The sequence below is a fragment of the Pseudomonas sp. SYWMCR5 genome (assembly GCF_057197165.1).
In genome coordinates this window covers 628,739-643,876 of the sequence record NZ_JBXUNH010000001.1, presented here as the reverse complement: position 1 = coordinate 643,876, position 15,138 = coordinate 628,739, and the positions used below count along the sequence as shown (strand labels likewise).

At 63.9% G+C, this 15,138-nt stretch carries 12 protein-coding genes, 1 tRNA gene and 2 pseudogenes; 9 read left to right on the top strand and 6 right to left on the bottom strand.

Annotated elements, in window-relative coordinates; translation table 11 throughout:
• Positions 1–76 precede the first annotated feature (76 nt).
• From AC2CGW_RS03010 to AC2CGW_RS03000, 3 genes and pseudogenes are all read right to left on the bottom strand, one after another.
• A pseudogene (locus tag AC2CGW_RS03010) lies at positions 77–667 on the bottom strand (methyl-accepting chemotaxis protein); the annotation flags it as partial.
• Positions 668–934: 267 nt separating this feature from the next.
• A pseudogene (locus tag AC2CGW_RS03005) lies at positions 935–1,984 on the bottom strand (methyl-accepting chemotaxis protein); the annotation flags it as partial.
• Between the two features lie 284 nt (positions 1,985–2,268).
• Positions 2,269–3,621, bottom strand: a complete 1,353-nt coding sequence (locus AC2CGW_RS03000) for an APC family permease (RefSeq protein WP_186667155.1) — start codon at positions 3,619–3,621, stop codon at positions 2,269–2,271.
• A gap of 543 nt (positions 3,622–4,164) precedes the next feature.
• Between AC2CGW_RS03000 and AC2CGW_RS02995 the strand changes: the two genes are divergently transcribed.
• Positions 4,165–5,673, top strand: a complete 1,509-nt coding sequence (locus AC2CGW_RS02995) for a YdgA family protein (RefSeq protein ID WP_484573529.1) — start codon at positions 4,165–4,167, stop codon at positions 5,671–5,673.
• Between the two features lie 261 nt (positions 5,674–5,934).
• The gene (nadA, locus tag AC2CGW_RS02990) at positions 5,935–6,993 is read left to right on the top strand and encodes a quinolinate synthase NadA (RefSeq protein ID WP_186667152.1); all 1,059 of its coding nucleotides are present in this window, start codon (positions 5,935–5,937) and stop codon (positions 6,991–6,993) included.
• 94 nt (positions 6,994–7,087) lie between these two features.
• Here the strand turns inward: nadA and AC2CGW_RS02985 are convergent, their stop codons facing one another.
• Positions 7,088–8,521: a M48 family metalloprotease gene (locus AC2CGW_RS02985; protein WP_186709563.1), complete on the bottom strand. Its 1,434-nt coding sequence runs from the start codon at positions 8,519–8,521 to the stop codon at positions 7,088–7,090.
• A 119-nt stretch (positions 8,522–8,640) separates the two neighbouring features.
• On the opposite strand from AC2CGW_RS02985, the gene AC2CGW_RS02980 reads away from it, so the two are divergent.
• A complete protein-coding gene (locus tag AC2CGW_RS02980; protein WP_186667150.1) occupies positions 8,641–8,880 on the top strand; it encodes a sulfurtransferase TusA family protein in 240 nt (79 codons plus the stop codon).
• A 23-nt stretch (positions 8,881–8,903) separates the two neighbouring features.
• Positions 8,904–9,974: an AI-2E family transporter gene (locus AC2CGW_RS02975; protein ID WP_186667149.1), complete on the top strand. Its 1,071-nt coding sequence runs from the start codon at positions 8,904–8,906 to the stop codon at positions 9,972–9,974.
• 81 nt (positions 9,975–10,055) lie between these two features.
• Here the strand turns inward: AC2CGW_RS02975 and AC2CGW_RS02970 are convergent, their stop codons facing one another.
• The gene (locus tag AC2CGW_RS02970) at positions 10,056–10,529 is read right to left on the bottom strand and encodes a peroxiredoxin (protein WP_186667148.1); all 474 of its coding nucleotides are present in this window, start codon (positions 10,527–10,529) and stop codon (positions 10,056–10,058) included.
• Positions 10,530–10,538: 9 nt separating this feature from the next.
• Positions 10,539–11,096, bottom strand: coding sequence for a glycine cleavage system transcriptional repressor (locus AC2CGW_RS02965; protein WP_054890967.1), 558 nt, complete (start codon positions 11,094–11,096; stop codon positions 10,539–10,541).
• Positions 11,097–11,356: 260 nt separating this feature from the next.
• Between AC2CGW_RS02965 and dapA the strand changes: the two genes are divergently transcribed.
• The 5 genes from dapA (at position 11,357) to AC2CGW_RS02940 (ending at position 15,057) form a co-directional block, all read left to right on the top strand.
• Positions 11,357–12,244 carry a 4-hydroxy-tetrahydrodipicolinate synthase gene (gene dapA, locus AC2CGW_RS02960; protein WP_186718949.1) on the top strand — a complete coding sequence of 296 codons (888 nt, stop codon included), beginning with the start codon at positions 11,357–11,359 and terminating at the stop codon, positions 12,242–12,244.
• A 17-nt stretch (positions 12,245–12,261) separates the two neighbouring features.
• A complete protein-coding gene (gene bamC, locus AC2CGW_RS02955) occupies positions 12,262–13,377 on the top strand; it encodes an outer membrane protein assembly factor BamC (RefSeq protein ID WP_065862225.1) in 1,116 nt (371 codons plus the stop codon).
• Positions 13,378–14,136, top strand: a complete 759-nt coding sequence (locus AC2CGW_RS02950; RefSeq protein WP_153773364.1) for an MBL fold metallo-hydrolase — start codon at positions 13,378–13,380, stop codon at positions 14,134–14,136.
• 29 nt (positions 14,137–14,165) lie between these two features.
• Positions 14,166–14,876, top strand: coding sequence for a phosphoribosylaminoimidazolesuccinocarboxamide synthase (purC, locus tag AC2CGW_RS02945; RefSeq protein WP_063545856.1), 711 nt, complete (start codon positions 14,166–14,168; stop codon positions 14,874–14,876).
• Between the two features lie 91 nt (positions 14,877–14,967).
• Positions 14,968–15,057, top strand: a tRNA-Ser gene (locus AC2CGW_RS02940).
• Positions 15,058–15,138 lie beyond the last annotated feature (81 nt).

Below are 15,138 nucleotides of genomic sequence, written 5' to 3'. Positions count from 1 at the left end.
GGTGTCCCTTTCGCGGGCAAGCTCGCTCTTACCCTGTGGGGGCTTGCCCGCGAAAAGAACAGCGCAGTACCGGCGATCAGGTCCTGAACTGCTCCATCAGTGCCTGCTGCTGATTGGCCAGGCGGTTCAGCGCCTGGCTGATCCGCGCCGACTCTTCGGCCTGCCCTGACAACGACTCGGTCACATCACGAATACCCGCCACGTTGCGGTTCACCTCCTCAGCCACCGCGCTCTGTTCCTCGGCCGCCGACGCGATCTGCAGGTTCATGTCGCTGATCACCGCCACGGCCTTGCCGATTCGTTGCAGGGCCGGGAGCGCCTGGTCCATGCGCTGGGCATTGTCCTGGGCCTGGCGTTGACCGGCCTGCATGGCATCGACCACATCGCGCGTGCCTTGCTGCAGGCCTTCGATCACCACGCGGATCTCCTCCACCGACACCTGGGTGCGCTGGGCCAGGTTGCGCACCTCGTCGGCGACCACGGCAAACCCTCGGCCGGCTTCGCCCGCACGGGCGGCCTCGATGGCGGCGTTGAGGGCCAGCAGGTTGGTTTGTTCGGCGATGGCGCGGATCACCTCCAGTACAGAGCCGATCTGCTCGCTGCGCCCGGCCAGCGAACGGGCTTCGTCCATGGCCGCATCCATGCCCGCGGCCAGGTTGGCGATGGTCTGGCGGGTACTGGCGACCAGTTGCAGGCCCTCCTGGCTGGCCTGGTCGGCACCTTGCGCAGCCTCGGCAGCCTGCGAAGCGTTGTGGGCAACATCCTGCGCTGTGGCGCTCATCTCGTTGGCGGCGGTGGCCACCTGCTCGATCTCGCGGTGCTGCAGTTGCATGCCGGCACTGGTCTGGCTGGCGATGGCGGCCGACTGATCGGCCGTGCCGCGTGCTTCGTGCAGCGACGCCTTGACCTGGGCGATCACCGGCTGGAGCTTGTCGAGGAAACGGTTGAACCAGCCTGTCAGCTGGCCCAGTTCGTCGTCGCGGGCGTAGTCCAGGCGTCGGGTCAGATCGCCCTCGCCGCTGGCGATATCGCGCAGGCGCTCGGCCACGGCCAGGATTGGCCGCGTCACGCCGCGGGCGGTCAGCCACACCAGCAGCAGGCCGAGCACGGCAGCGACCAGGCCGATCAGCAGGCTGGTGAGGTTGGCCTGCTGGTTGTGGGTGTCCAGACGCTGGTTGACCGCCACGGCGGGGGCGCGCAGCACCGCTTCAGGCACTTCCAGCAGCACCTGCCAGGGCGCGGCGCCAGGGATCGGTGCGAACGGATGGGAGACGCGCAGCATCCCGCCTTCCTGGCGCTCGACTGGCTGACCGGTGCGCATCGGTGCCACCAGTTCGCGCACCGCCTCACCCAGCGCCTGCTCCAGGGGCTTGCTCAACTGGCTGGCGTCCTGGCTGTGCCCGGCCAGCAGGCCGACGGGGCTGACGATGCTGACCTGGCCCTGGCCTTCGAACAGCTCCTGGCGCCCAGCCAGGCTCAGTTGCTGTAGGTTGTCCAGGCCGATGTCCAGGCCGACCACGCCGATCACCTTGCCGTCTTCCAGCAGTGGCAGGGCGATGCTGGTCATCAGCACCTGACGGCCGTTGACTTCGTCGAAGTAGGGGTCGAGCACACAGGCCTTGGCGGTTTCCAGCGGGCAGGTCAGCCAGCGGTTGTAGGCTGAGCCGTTGGCGCCGATGCTGGTGTCGGCCAGCATCGATTCGGGCATCGCTTCGGAGGCGACGTCGCCTGAGCCTTCGCGCGACCAGTACAGCGAGAAGCGCCCTTGCTCGTTGCTGCCCAGCTCGGCCTGGCCGCTGAAACGCGCGTCCTGGTGCTCCAGGGCGTCCGGTTGAAACACCAGGTAGAGGCCGATCAGGTCAGGGTTGCCTGCCAGTGCCGTACCGGCTTCCTTCACCAGCTCGCTGCGCAACTCGTCGCCCCCGCGCGCCCTGAGCACCTGCACCACGCGGGCGAAGCCATTGCCGTACTGATAAGCGTCCATGAAATAACGCTGGATGCGCAGCGACTGGGTCTCGGCGTGGGCCTGCAGGCGCTGCCGCGCGCTTTGATCGAGCAGTTCGGTGTTGGCGGTGAACACCTGTTCGGCGCTGCGTCGGGATTGGATCAGCGAAGTGGCCACCAGCAAGGTGACCACCGCCAGCAGGCACAGCCCGGCAAGCAGGGTGATTTTCCACTGGATGGAGAGACGGCGCAGCGACATGGAGCGTTTCCTTCTCGATCAAGACAACGTCCGCGGTCAGGCGCGGGCGTTGTCGGCAGGGTGGGTCATTCGGCCACGTAGCTTGGTGGGGCGACGCGGAACGCCTTGGTCAGCCAGGCCAGGTACAGCACGCCGCACAAGGCCCAGGCGCCGCCGAACGCCAGTGAGTGCTCGTCCAGGTCGATCCACAGCACGGCGATGATGCAAAAGCCTATCGTCGGCAGCACCAGATACTTGAGGTTGTTGGTCAGGCCCTTGTTGCGCCGTTCGCGAACATAGCAATGGTTGATGACTGACAGGTTGACGAAGCTGAAGGCCATCAGTGCGCCGAAGTTGATCACCGAGGTGGCGGTCACCAGGTCGAAGAAGATCGCCGACAGGGCGATCACGCCCACCACCACGATGTTCAGCACCGGGGTGCGATAGCGCGGGTGCAGGCGGGCGAACAGGCGGGCCGGGATCACCTCGTCGCGGCCCATCACGAACAGCAGGCGGGACACGCTGGCCTGGGACGCCAGGCCCGAGGCGATGGTGTTGATCACCGTGCAGGCGATGAACACCGACTGGAACAGCTTGCCACCGACGTACAGGGCGATTTCCGGCAGGGCCGCTTCATGATCCTGGAAGCGGTCCATGGTCGGGAAGTACGCCTGGATGAAGAACGACATGATGATGAACACCACGCCGCCGATCAGGGCGATCAGGAAGATCGCGCGTGGGATGGTGCGTGCCGGGTCGCGGGTTTCTTCTGACAGGCAGGTGACGGCGTCGAAGCCCAGGAACGAGAAGCACAGGATGGTTGCGCCGGCGACCAGCGCGCTGAACTGCGTCTGTTCATCGGCGAACGGCGTCAGCGTCCAGGCCGTGCCCAGCCCTTCGCCCTGGTGCAGGCCGCGCACGCAGAGGTAGACGAACACGGCCATGATCGCGATCTGCGCCGCCACGAACAGGGTATTGAAGTTGGCCACCAGGTTGATGCTGCGCATGTTGACCAGGCTGATCAGGGTGACGAAGGCCACCACCCAGACCCATGCCGGCACCTCGGGGAACATTGCCGACAGGTACAGCTTTGCCAGCAGGGCGTTGACCATCGGCAGCAACAGGTAGTCGAGCAGCGACGACCAGCCGACCAGGAAACCGACGTGCGGGTTGATCGCACGTTGCGTGTAGGTGTAGGCCGATCCCGACTCCGGGAAGCGCCGCACCAGCGTGCCGTAGCTCACGGCGGTGAACAGGATACCCAGCAGGGCCAGGATATAGGCGCTGGGCACGTGACCGGCGGTAATGCCGGAGACGATGCCGAAGGTGTCGAAAACGGTCATCGGTGCGATGTACGCGAGACCGATGATCACCACCTGCCAGAGGCGCAGGGACTTGCGAAACTGCTCGTGACGATTGGCAGGGTGCTCAGGCTGCATGCTGGCACTCCCGGCGAAGGCGGGACGAAGCGGGCGACGGGCACGGCAAGGTCGAGCGGATGGGCTCCATGTTGTTCACCTTTTATAGCGGAGCGAAGGTTCGCGCGTGGGCGCGTGATCAGTACGGGCGGGGCCGGCGAAACGGCGGCGCCTGGGGGCAGGGGCGGACAGGCATGATGGCGGCGCGGTCTTTTTTTCTTGATGTGGAGGGCGCGGAGCAAGGTGGGGAAAATAAAAGACGATTGGACGGTTGGGTGTCAAGTTAAACATGACAGATTGATTGGTTTTCAGGTTTTTATCGGCTTTTTTTTCGCTGAAAATGCGTTTTCCTGGATGTTTAGGGCAAAAAGCAGATTTTAGTGTTCGTAAAATTTTACGATCGGCACCGTCGGAGTCATCTGTCGGCAGTTGTAGGACGCGTCGCAAGTGCAGGAAAATCTCCCGGGTGGACACCGCGCCAGGCAAGCGACAGTGCTACGCTTGGCACCCCGGTCGCGTGCTTCGCGCCACCACCAGCCCTATGGACAGCAATCGGTTCTATTCATGAAGAAATCAGTAGGCATCTTTTCCGGCCTGGCCGTCGCCATCGCCGTCGTCACCACTGCTGGCGCCTGGTACACCGGCAAACAGCTGCCGACGGAGCTGGAGCAGTCCATCGCCCGCGGTAACGCGGAGTTGCAGAAGGCGCTGGTCGGTACGGGTGGCACCATGACCATCGAGCTGGTCTCGCTGGACCAGCACCTGTTCACCAGCGATGCGCAGTACCGGCTCAAGGCCAGTGACCTGCGTATCGGCGAAGGTGCGCCGGTGAGCTTCGAGGTCGGTGTGACCGACCACATCGAGCATGGCCCTTTCCCCTGGTCGCGGGTCAAGGCGTTCAAGCTGCTGCCGGTGATGGCGGTCAGCAACAGCCAGTTGCAGAAGGATGACAACACCGCATCGTGGTTTGCCGCCGCAGGCGACAAGTCGCCAGTGGTCGGCCAGGTCAGCCTGGGTTATGGCGGTGGTGTCGAGAGCGACATCCGGCTGGCGCCGGTCAAGCTGGACGAAGGTGATGGCAATGTCCTCGACTTCGCCGGCATGCAACTGGTGCTCAAGGGGGATCGTGAAGGCAAGGCGGTGGAAATCCACGGCAATGCCGAGCGTCTGGACATGACCCTGGTTGGTGATGATCACCCGCCGGTCAAGTTGCAGTTCAATGGTTTCAAGATCGGCGGCGAGCTGGCCAGTACCGGGCACGACATGATCTATGTCGGCCACCTGAACCTGCTGCTGGCCGATCTGCAAGCCACGCTCGGGCCGAAGCAGGACGTGCTGGTGCTCAAGGGGCTGGAGCAGAACAACCTGTACAGCGCCGAGGGCCAGGACAAGCTGGGCGGGCGCCTGGAGTACAAGGTGTCCGATATCACCTACGCCGGTCGCGCGGTAGGCAGCGGGCAAATGGTGCTGAGCATGAAGTCGGTGAACATGCCGGCCACCCAGGCACTGCTGGAGTGGTATCAGACCAAGGTGCCCGAGCTGCAGGAAGCTGCTGCCCGTGGCGAGGCGGTGCCGTCGCTGAACATGAGCCCCGAGGAGACCGCCAAGGTCCAGGGCGACCTGCAGAAATTGTTGGCCGACAAGCCGCAGCTGGCGCTGGAAGACCTGTCGTTCAAGACGGCGAATGGTCAGAGCCACTTCAACCTGTCGCTGGACCTCGCCAATCCGACGTCCTTCGACCTGCCGCCAGACCAGATCGCCAAGCAAATGGTGACCCGCCTGCAGGGCAAGCTGTCGCTGTCCAAGGCGATGGTCGGCGACCTCGCCACGCTGCAGGCGCTGCTTGACGGTCAGACCGACGCCCAGGCCATCGCCCTGCAGTCGGGCCAGGCCGGGGAAATGCTCGGCATGATGGCGCTGCAGAGCGGCATGGCCACGGTCGAGGGTAACGACGTGGTGTCGAGCCTGCATTACGCCGATGGCATGGTGGACTTCAACGGCAAGAAGATGACTGTCGAGGAGTTTGCCGTGCTGATGAGCATGCACCTGGCGGCTTTGTCGCCACAGGGCTGACGATTGCCTTGAGTTCTGCGCGGGTAAACCCGTTCCTGCAGTGGTGGTGTACCTCTGGGGGCGGGTTTATCCGCGAATGCCTTATCCTGGCAAAAACACCTTTTGCATTCCCCCGATTGCCTGTAGCCTTCGCCGTCCGATAATAATCCGCGCCCGCAGAGGGGTCGCGATGGCCCGCCACTGCCGGCCATCCGGCACCGTTAGCCGATCTGCCAGGGCCGGGTGGTACACTCGACTGACGCGCACGCAGGTCCAGCGATCATGACCCAGATTTCCGAACGTCTCCTGGTTCAAGCCCACCTTGACGCCAAGCAGCCCCATCCGCTGACGCCCGCGCAGGAGGCCGATTACCGTGCGGCCATCGCTGCCGAGCTCAAGGCGCAGAATGCGGTTCTGGTTGCCCACTTCTACTGCGATCCGGTGATCCAGGCCCTGGCCGAGGAAACCGGTGGTTGCGTTTCCGACTCGCTCGAAATGGCCCGCTTCGGCAAGAACCATCCGGCTGAGACCGTGGTGGTCGCCGGTGTGCGTTTCATGGGTGAGACCGCGAAGATCCTCACCCCGGAAAAGCGCATTTTGATGCCGACCCTGGAAGCCACCTGCTCCCTCGACCTGGGCTGCCCGGTGGAGGAGTTCTCGGCGTTCTGCGATCAGCACCCGGAACGTACCGTGGTGGTTTATGCCAACACCTCGGCAGCGGTAAAGGCGCGTGCCGACTGGGTGGTGACCTCCAGTTGCGCGTTGGAGATCGTCGAGACCCTGATGGACAACGGCGAGACCATCATCTGGGGCCCGGACCAGCATCTGGGCCGTTACATCCAGAAGAAAACCGGCGCCGACATGTTGCTGTGGGACGGTGCCTGCATCGTTCACGAAGAGTTCAAATCGCGCCAGTTGGCCGACATGAAGGCGCTGTATCCGGATGCAGCGATCCTGGTGCACCCGGAGTCGCCGGAGTCGGTGATCGAACTGGCCGATGCGGTGGGGTCTACCAGCCAGCTGATCAAGGCAGCGCAGACGCTGCCCAACAAGACCTTCATCGTCGCCACCGACCGCGGCATCTTCTACAAGATGCAGCAGCTGTGTCCGGACAAGGTATTCGTCGAAGCGCCGACCGCCGGCAATGGCGCCGCCTGCCGCAGTTGCGCGCACTGCCCGTGGATGGCGATGAACACGCTGGAGCGCACGCTGGATTGCCTGCGCAAGGGCAGCAATGAGATTTTCGTCGAGCCTGCGCTGATTCCGCGTGCGATCAAGCCGCTGAACCGGATGCTGGACTTTACCCAGGCGGCGCGTCTCAAACTCTCCGGTAACGCCTGACGCCAGACCGCCGCTCCCTCAGTGAGTGATGTCCTCGCTCGCTGTGGGAGCGGGCTCGTCCCGCGATTGGGGCGCGCAGCGGCCCCTGTCCATATCAGCGCATCATGTCCTTGACCATCCGCTGCTGCTCCATGATCTCCCGCTGGCGCTGGTCGATCTGCGAAGCCAGTGGGAAGTTGCTTCCTGCCCGGCGCTTGGCGTAGTCCAACTGCTGGATTGCCTGATCGAAATCGCCCACCAGCGTGAAGTACTCCGCCCGTGCCCGGTGCAGGCCAATCGTGTTGCCTGACAGCCCGCGCACCTCGGCTACGTCGTACCAGACATCCGGGTCGTCCGGCCGGTTCTTGACCAGGTCGTCCAGCACCTTTTCTGCTTCGGCTGGCTTGCTCTGCTTGACCAGCAGGTCGGCGCTCACCTGCTTGAGCGGGTAGTTACCCGGATACAGCCCTTGCATGCGGGTGACGCGTTGCTGGGCATCGGCCAGGCGGTTGTTGGTGATGTCCAGGTCGATCTGCGCCAGGTTGTAGGTGATGTCGTTGGGCGCCTTGGCCAGCAGCGGCTTGAGGTTTTCCCGTGCCTCGTTCAGCTGGCCACCCTTGATCTGCGCCAGGGCCAGACCGTAGCGGGCAGCGTCGAGGTTGGGGTTTTCGTCAAGCTGGGCACGGAAGCGCTTGGCCGCGAGGCCCGGCGTGCCTTCGTAGGTGAGGGCGACGCGGGCGCGGATCAGTTGGTAGCGCAGGCTGTCTTCGACGCCGCCCTTGGGCGCCTGTTCTGCGCGGTTGCGGGTGTCGGCGATACGCGATTCGGTGACTGGGTGGGTCAGGAGGAATTCCGGCGGCTTGGCGTCATAGCGGTACTGGCGGGCCAGGCGCTCGAACATGCTCGGCATGTTGCGTGGGTCGTAGCCGGCCTTTTCCAGGTTGAGGATGCCGATGCGGTCGGCTTCCTGCTCGTTCTGCCGCGAGAAGCGCCGCTGCTCCTGCAGGGCAGCGGCCTGGGTGCCGGCGATCACGCCGATCCCGGCGTCGCCGCCGCCACCGGCAGCCAGCACGATACCGGCCAGCAGCGCCGCCATCATGGGCAGTTGCATACGCTGCTGGGCCTCGACGCCGCGGGCGAAGTGGCGTTGCGACAAGTGCGCCAGTTCGTGGGCCAGCACCGAGGCGTACTCGCCTTCGGTCTGGGCGTTGAGGAACAGGCCGCCGTTGACCCCGACGATGCCGCCGGGCGCGGCGAAGGCGTTGAGCTCGCGGCTGTCGATCAGGATGAATTCCAGGCGCCGGTCCTGCAGTTGGCTGGTCTCGGCCAGCCGGTACACGCTGGTTTCGACGTAGTCCTTGAGCTGTGGGTCGTTGAGCTGGTTGACCTGTCCGCGCAGCAGGCTCAGCCAGGCGCGGCCCAGGTCGTGCTCCTGTTTCGGCGAAACGATCGCAGAGCTGGCATCACCCAGCGACGGCAGGTCGTCGGCATGGCCAGGAAGGGCCATCAGGCAGGCCAGCGTCAGCAGGGTAGGGCGCAGTAGATTCATGCACGAAGCTCGCGTCGATCAAAACCCTTACTGTAGCCCGCTCGCACCTTGCCGACCAGTGGCGGTATCCTACGGACATCGTCTGCAACACCTTATTGCGCCCGCCATGGAGACTCCTGATGATCGACACCCCGACCTGCGACGCTGAGCTCGACGCCAGCGGGCTGAACTGCCCATTACCGCTGCTCAAGGCGAAAATGGAGCTCAATCGCCTGGCCAGCGGCGCGGTCCTCAAAGTAGTGGCCACCGATGCCGGCTCGCAGCGTGACTTTCGCACGTTTGCCCAGCTTGCCGGTCATACGCTGCTTCGTGAAACGGCCGAGTCAGGGACCTACACCTACTGGCTACGCAAGGCCTGAGTCTTCTTTCCCAAGGATCGTCAATGTTCAAAGTGCTTCGCGACTGGATGCAGCGCTACTTTTCCGATGAGGAAGCGGTGGTGCTGGCGGTCCTGCTGTTCCTGGCCTTCACCGTGGTGCTCACGCTCGGCGGCATGCTCGCGCCGGTGCTGGCGGGCATGGTCCTGGCGTTTCTCATGCAGGGGCTGGTCAACGCCCTGGAGCGCTTCAAGGTGCCGACGCGCATGGCGGTGTGGTTGGTGTTCGCCCTGTTCATGGGGGCGCTGGGCGTGTTCCTGGTAGTGCTGGTGCCGTTGCTGTGGCACCAGTTGATCACCCTGTTCAACGAGTTGCCGGGCATGCTCGGCAAATGGCAATCGCTGTTGTTGCTGCTGCCGGAGCGCTATCCGCACCTGGTCTCCGACGAGCAGGTGCTGCGCGCCATCGAGTCGGTGCGTGGCGAGATCGGCAAGTTCGGCCAGTGGGCGCTGACGTTCTCGCTCTCCAGCCTGCCGCTGCTGGTCAATGCGATGATCTACCTGGTGCTGGTGCCGATCCTCGTGTTCTTCTTCCTCAAGGACCGCGAGATGATCGCCCGTTGGGTCAGCGGCTACCTGCCGCGTGAACGCAGGTTGCTGACCCGCGTGGGCGACGAGATGAATCGGCAGATCGCCAACTACATCCGCGGCAAGGGCATCGAGATCCTGATCTGCGGCATCGCCACCTATATCGCTTTCATCAGCCTGGGGCTCAACTACGCGGCCTTGCTGGCGCTGCTGGTGGGGCTGTCGGTGGTGGTGCCCTACGTGGGGGCGGTGGTGGTGACCGTGCCGGTGACCCTGATCGCGCTGTTCCAGTGGGGCTGGGGTGATCAGTTCTTCTACCTGATGGCGGTGTACGCGATCATCCAGGCGTTGGATGGCAACGTGCTGGTACCGCTGCTGTTCTCCGAAGCGGTGAGCCTGCACCCGGTGGCAATCATCTGCGCGGTGCTGCTGTTCGGTGGGCTGTGGGGGTTCTGGGGGATCTTCTTCGCCATTCCGCTGGCGACGCTGTTCAAGGCGGTACTCGACGCTTGGCCGCGGCAGGAGCCGACGGTGGCGCCACTACTGTAGGACTGTGGTGTTCTTTTCGCGGGCAAGCCCGCTCCTACAGGTGTAGGAGCGGGCTTGCCCGCGAAAAAATTCAAGGTGATATCAGGCCTTGTTCAGGGCCTGCGCTGCCGCAAGCACCGCATCCACATGCCCGGGCACCTTCACCCCGCGCCATTCCTGGCGCAGCACACCGTCCTTGTCGATCAGGAAGGTGCTGCGGTCCACGCCCAGGTATTCCTTGCCATACAGCTTCTTCAGCTTGATCACGTCGAACAGCTGGCACAGCGCCTCGTCCTTGTCGCTGATCAGCTCGAAGGTGAAGCCTTGCTTGGCCTTGAAGTTCTCGTGGGACTTGAGGCCATCACGCGAGACGCCCAGCACCACGGTGTTGGCAGCCTTGAAAGCTTCGTGCTGGTCACGGAAACCCTGGCCCTGGGTGGTGCAGCCCGGCGTGCTGTCCTTGGGGTAGAAGTACAACACCACCTGCTGGCCCTTGAGCGCGGACAGGCTGATGGTCTGGCCACTGGTGGCCTGGGCCTGGAAGTCGGCAACGGGTTGGTCGATGGCAACGGCCATGGGAGCTCCTTAGACAGGGTTCTGTGGACGCCAGGGTTCGATCAGCGCGTCCAGGTTCAGGGCATCGGCGAAATCCAGGAACTGGTCGCGCAGCCAGCTGATCTGGGTGCCGGCCGGCAGGATCACGGTGAACTGTGCGTTGAGCATGCTGCTGCCAGTCTGCGGGGCGAGGTAGGTGTCGCAGGTCATCCCGTCGAGCTCGACGCGATGGTCGAGGAAGAACTGGCACAGCTCGTTGATGATGTCCGGGCGATAGGCGGCGCTGACGTAGGCAACGTAGGGCAGTGCCTGTGGGCGAACCTCCTGCTCGGCGCTGCGCACCACGTCGAGGGTCAGGCCATGCTTCTTGCCAAGGCCGGGCAGGGTGGTCTCAAGACGGGCCAGGGCATCCCAGCTGCCACCGACCTGCAATACCAGGGCGCTGGTTTCGCCGTGGCGCGACAGGCGCGAGGTGACGACCGCACAGCGGTTTTCGAAAGCGGCGCGGCTGAGGACGTTGGCAAGCTCCATGGGATTGGGGCCCAGGGCACTGATGACGAGGAATTGTTCGCGGGGGGCGGTGGACATGCAGCATTCCTAAAGCGATGAGCGGTCGGCGAAGGACGAGAGCAAGCCTCACTGTCGCCCTTATTCGCAGCCCTGTGGGGCATGACGAAGTACTGGCGTGGAGCACTGTCGACGGCCCGGCGGGCCGCACTGCGCCGATCAAAGAATCAAGGGTAGCGAAAAGCGACGCCGAGGGGAATGCTCCGCCCGCCAGCTTCGCTTGTGCAAGGTCGATGGCGCCAGTACCATTACCGCTCTCTTTTTCCGGCAGGAGCAGTTTCATGATCGCGGGCAGTATGGTGGCATTGGTCACACCCATGGATGCACAAGGGCGTCTGGATTGGGACAGCCTCGATAAACTGGTCGACTTCCACCTGGAAAAGGGCACCCACGCGATCGTAGCGGTCGGCACCACTGGCGAATCCGCCACGCTTGACGTCGAAGAGCACATCCTGGTCATCAAGCACGTGGTCGAGCGCGTCAAGCGCAGCGCCCGCCGCATCCCGGTGATTGCCGGCACCGGCGCCAACTCCACCGCCGAAGCCGTGCACCTGACGCAGAACGCCAAGAATGCCGGCGCCGACGCCTGCCTGCTGGTGGTGCCGTACTACAACAAGCCGACGCAAGAAGGCCTGTACCAGCATTTCAAGCACATCGCCGAAGCCGTCGACATCCCGCAGATCCTCTACAACGTGCCCGGTCGCACTTCCTGCGACATGCAGGCCGAGACCGTGATCCGCCTGTCGAAGGTCAAGAACATCATCGGCATCAAGGAAGCCACCGGCGACCTAGTCCGTGCCAAGGCCATCCTCGACGGCGTCGACAAGGACTTCATCGTCATGTCCGGCGACGATCCGACGGCCGTCGAGCTGATCCTGATGGGCGGCAAGGGCAATATTTCCGTCACCGCCAACGTCGCCCCGCGCGAAATGGCCGATCTGTGCGAGGCCGCCCTTGAGGGCAATGCCGAGAAGGCCCGCGCGATCAACGAAAAACTCATGCCGCTGCACAAAGACCTGTTCTGCGAAGCCAACCCGATCCCTGTGAAGTGGGCGCTGGTGGAAATGGGCCTGATGCACAAGGGCATTCGCCTGCCGCTGACCTGGCTGAGCGAAGGCTGTCACGAAAAAGTCCGTACTGCCTTGCGCCAGTCCGGCGTACTGGTTTAATCGAGGAAGTACACCGCATGAAGCGACTGGCTGGTCTTTCCGCGCTCGCCCTGATCATCTCCAGCACCAGCGGGTGCGGCTGGCTGTGGGGCGAGGATGGCTATTTCCGCGACCGTGGCAGCGATTACCTGCAGGCGCACCCGACTGCGCCGATGCAACTGCCGCCGGACGCCGCCAACGTCAAGCGCCTGGATCCGCTGCTGCCGATCCCGCGCAACGTGGCCGACGACAACGCCACTGGCGAGTTCGAAGTTCCGCGTCCGCAGCCGCTGTCGGCCAGCGCCGACGTCAGCGATTTCACCCTGCAGCGCAGCGGTGCCAACCGTTGGGTGCTGGCCCAGCGCTCGCCGGCCGAAGTCTGGCCGGTCGCGCGCCAGTACTTTGAAGACAATGGTTTCCGCATTGCCGAAGAGCGTCCGCAGACGGGTGAGTTCAACACCACCTGGCAGCGCTTCGATGAGCTGTCTGCCTCGCTCGGCCAGCGCCTGGCCAGCACCTCCAGCAGCCCGGACAGCGAAGTGCGCGTCCGTGTGCGCATGGAGCCCGGCGTGCAGCGCAATACCTCCGAGGTGTACGTGGTCAGCGTCGAGCGTCCGGCCGGCAGCACCGCCGAGCCTGGCTTCCCGAGCACGTCGAGCAACACCGGCGTCGATGCGCTGCTGGTCGACGAACTGCTGGCCAGCATGAACCGCAGCGCCGAGAAGGGCGGTTCGGTGTCGCTGCTGGCGGCGCGCGATTTCGATGCCCCGAGTCAGGTCAGCCTGAGCGAAGACGGCAGCGGCAACCCGGTGCTGTTCCTGGGCTCGGACCTGGACCGCGCCTGGTCTGGCGTAGGCCGCGCCCTGGAGCAGGGCGAATGGCGTGTCGAGGACATCAACCGCAGCCTGGGCCTGTACTACATCAACCTGTCCGAGAAACCCGAGGACAAGCAGAACGAGCCGGGCTTCTTCAGCCGCCTGTTCGGCAGCGCGCCGAGCAAGGAAGAGCGTGAAGCACGCGCCGAGCGCTACCAGGTGCGCCTGAGCAAGGTGGGCGAGTCGGTCCAGGTCACCGTCGAGAAGAACATCAACACCGTGGCCCCGGCCGATGTGGCCCGCCGCGTGCTGAGCGCGATCCAGGACCGTCTGGGCTAAGTGCGCTTCGCGGTACTGGGAAGCGGTAGCCAGGGAAATGGCACGCTGATCGCCAGTGACGATACCTTCGTCCTGGTCGATTGCGGCTTCTCCCTGCGCGAGACCGAGCGGCGCCTGGCGCTGCTCGGGGTATCGGCAGCACAACTGAGCGCCGTGCTGGTGACCCACGAACATGCCGACCACGTGCATGGCGTCGGGTTGCTGTCGCGGCGCTACAATGTACCGGTCTACCTCAGTCAAGGGACTTTGCGCGGCATGCGCAAGCCGGTGGAGGTCGCCGGTTTTCTCGGTTGTGGCGACGTACTGGACATTGGCAGCCTGCAGGTCAGTGCCGCGCGGGTCGAGCACGATGCGCTCGAACCCCTGCAATACGTGATCAGTGACGGGCGCCGGCGTTTCGGCATGCTCACCGACCTGGGCAGCTACGATACGTACCTGCTGGAGCGTTACCAGGGCCTCGACGCGTTGCTGATCGAGGCCAATCACTGCCGTGACCTGCTGGCGCGCGGGCACTACCCGTACTTTCTCAAGCAGCGGGTTGGCGGCAGCCAGGGACATCTGAACAACCACCAGGCTGCCAACCTGGTGGCCGAGCTGGGCTGGAAGCACCTGCAACACCTGGTGCTGGCCCACCTCAGCAGCAAGAACAACCTGCCACAACTGGCCCGTCAGTGCTTCGTCGACACCCTGGGGTGCGATCCGGACTGGCTCCAGGTGGCGAATCAGGAACACGGGCTCGACTGGCGCGAAATCGCCTAGCCCAACCACTCAAGCAAGCGGAGCCCATCATGGAAAAACGCGACGAACTCTACCGCGGCAAGGCCAAATCGGTTTACAAGACCGACGACGCCGACCGCTTGATCCTGCTGTTCCGTAACGACACTTCGGCGTTCGACGGCAAGCGCATCGAGCAGCTGGACCGCAAGGGTATGGTCAACAACAAGTTCAACGCCTTCATCATGCAGAAGCTCGAAGAAGCCGGCGTGCCGACCCAGTTCGACAAGCTGCTGGGCGACAACGAGTGCCTGGTCAAGAAGCTGGACATGATCCCGGTCGAGTGCGTCGTGCGTAACTACGCTGCCGGCAGCCTGGTCAAGCGCCTGGGCGTCGAGGAAGGCATCCAGCTGACGCCTTCGACCTTCGAGCTGTTCCTGAAGAACGACGAAAAGGGCGACCCCTTCATCAACGAATCCCACGTTGTCGCGTTCGGCTGGGGCACCGCCGAGCAGTTGGTCGAGATGAAGAAGCTGTCGCTGAAGGTCAACGAAGTGCTGAGCAAGCTGTTCGATGACGCTGGCCTGCTGCTGGTCGACTTCAAGCTCGAGTTCGGCGTGTTCCACGGCCAGATCGTCCTGGGCGACGAGTTCAGCCCTGATGGCTGCCGCCTGTGGGACAAGGAAACCCGCAAGAAGATGGACAAGGACCGCTTCCGCCAGGGGCTGGGCGATGTCATCGAAGCCTACGAAGAAGTCGCCAAGCGCCTGGGCGTGCCGCTGTAACCCGCACGCTCACGCAAGCGCCTGATACCACGCGAATTTTTTTCGAAAAAGGTTTGCCAGAAACGAAAACGCTGGTATGATGCGCGCCACTGGAGAGATGCCGGAGTGGTCGAACGGGACGGATTCGAAATCCGTTGTACTGGCAACAGTACCTAGGGTTCAAATCCCTATCTCTCCGCCATTCTAAAGGCCCCGAGCGCTGCGAAGCCCTCGGGGCTTTTTCATTTGGGGGAATTTTGGGGGAATGGGGGAGCGTGTATTT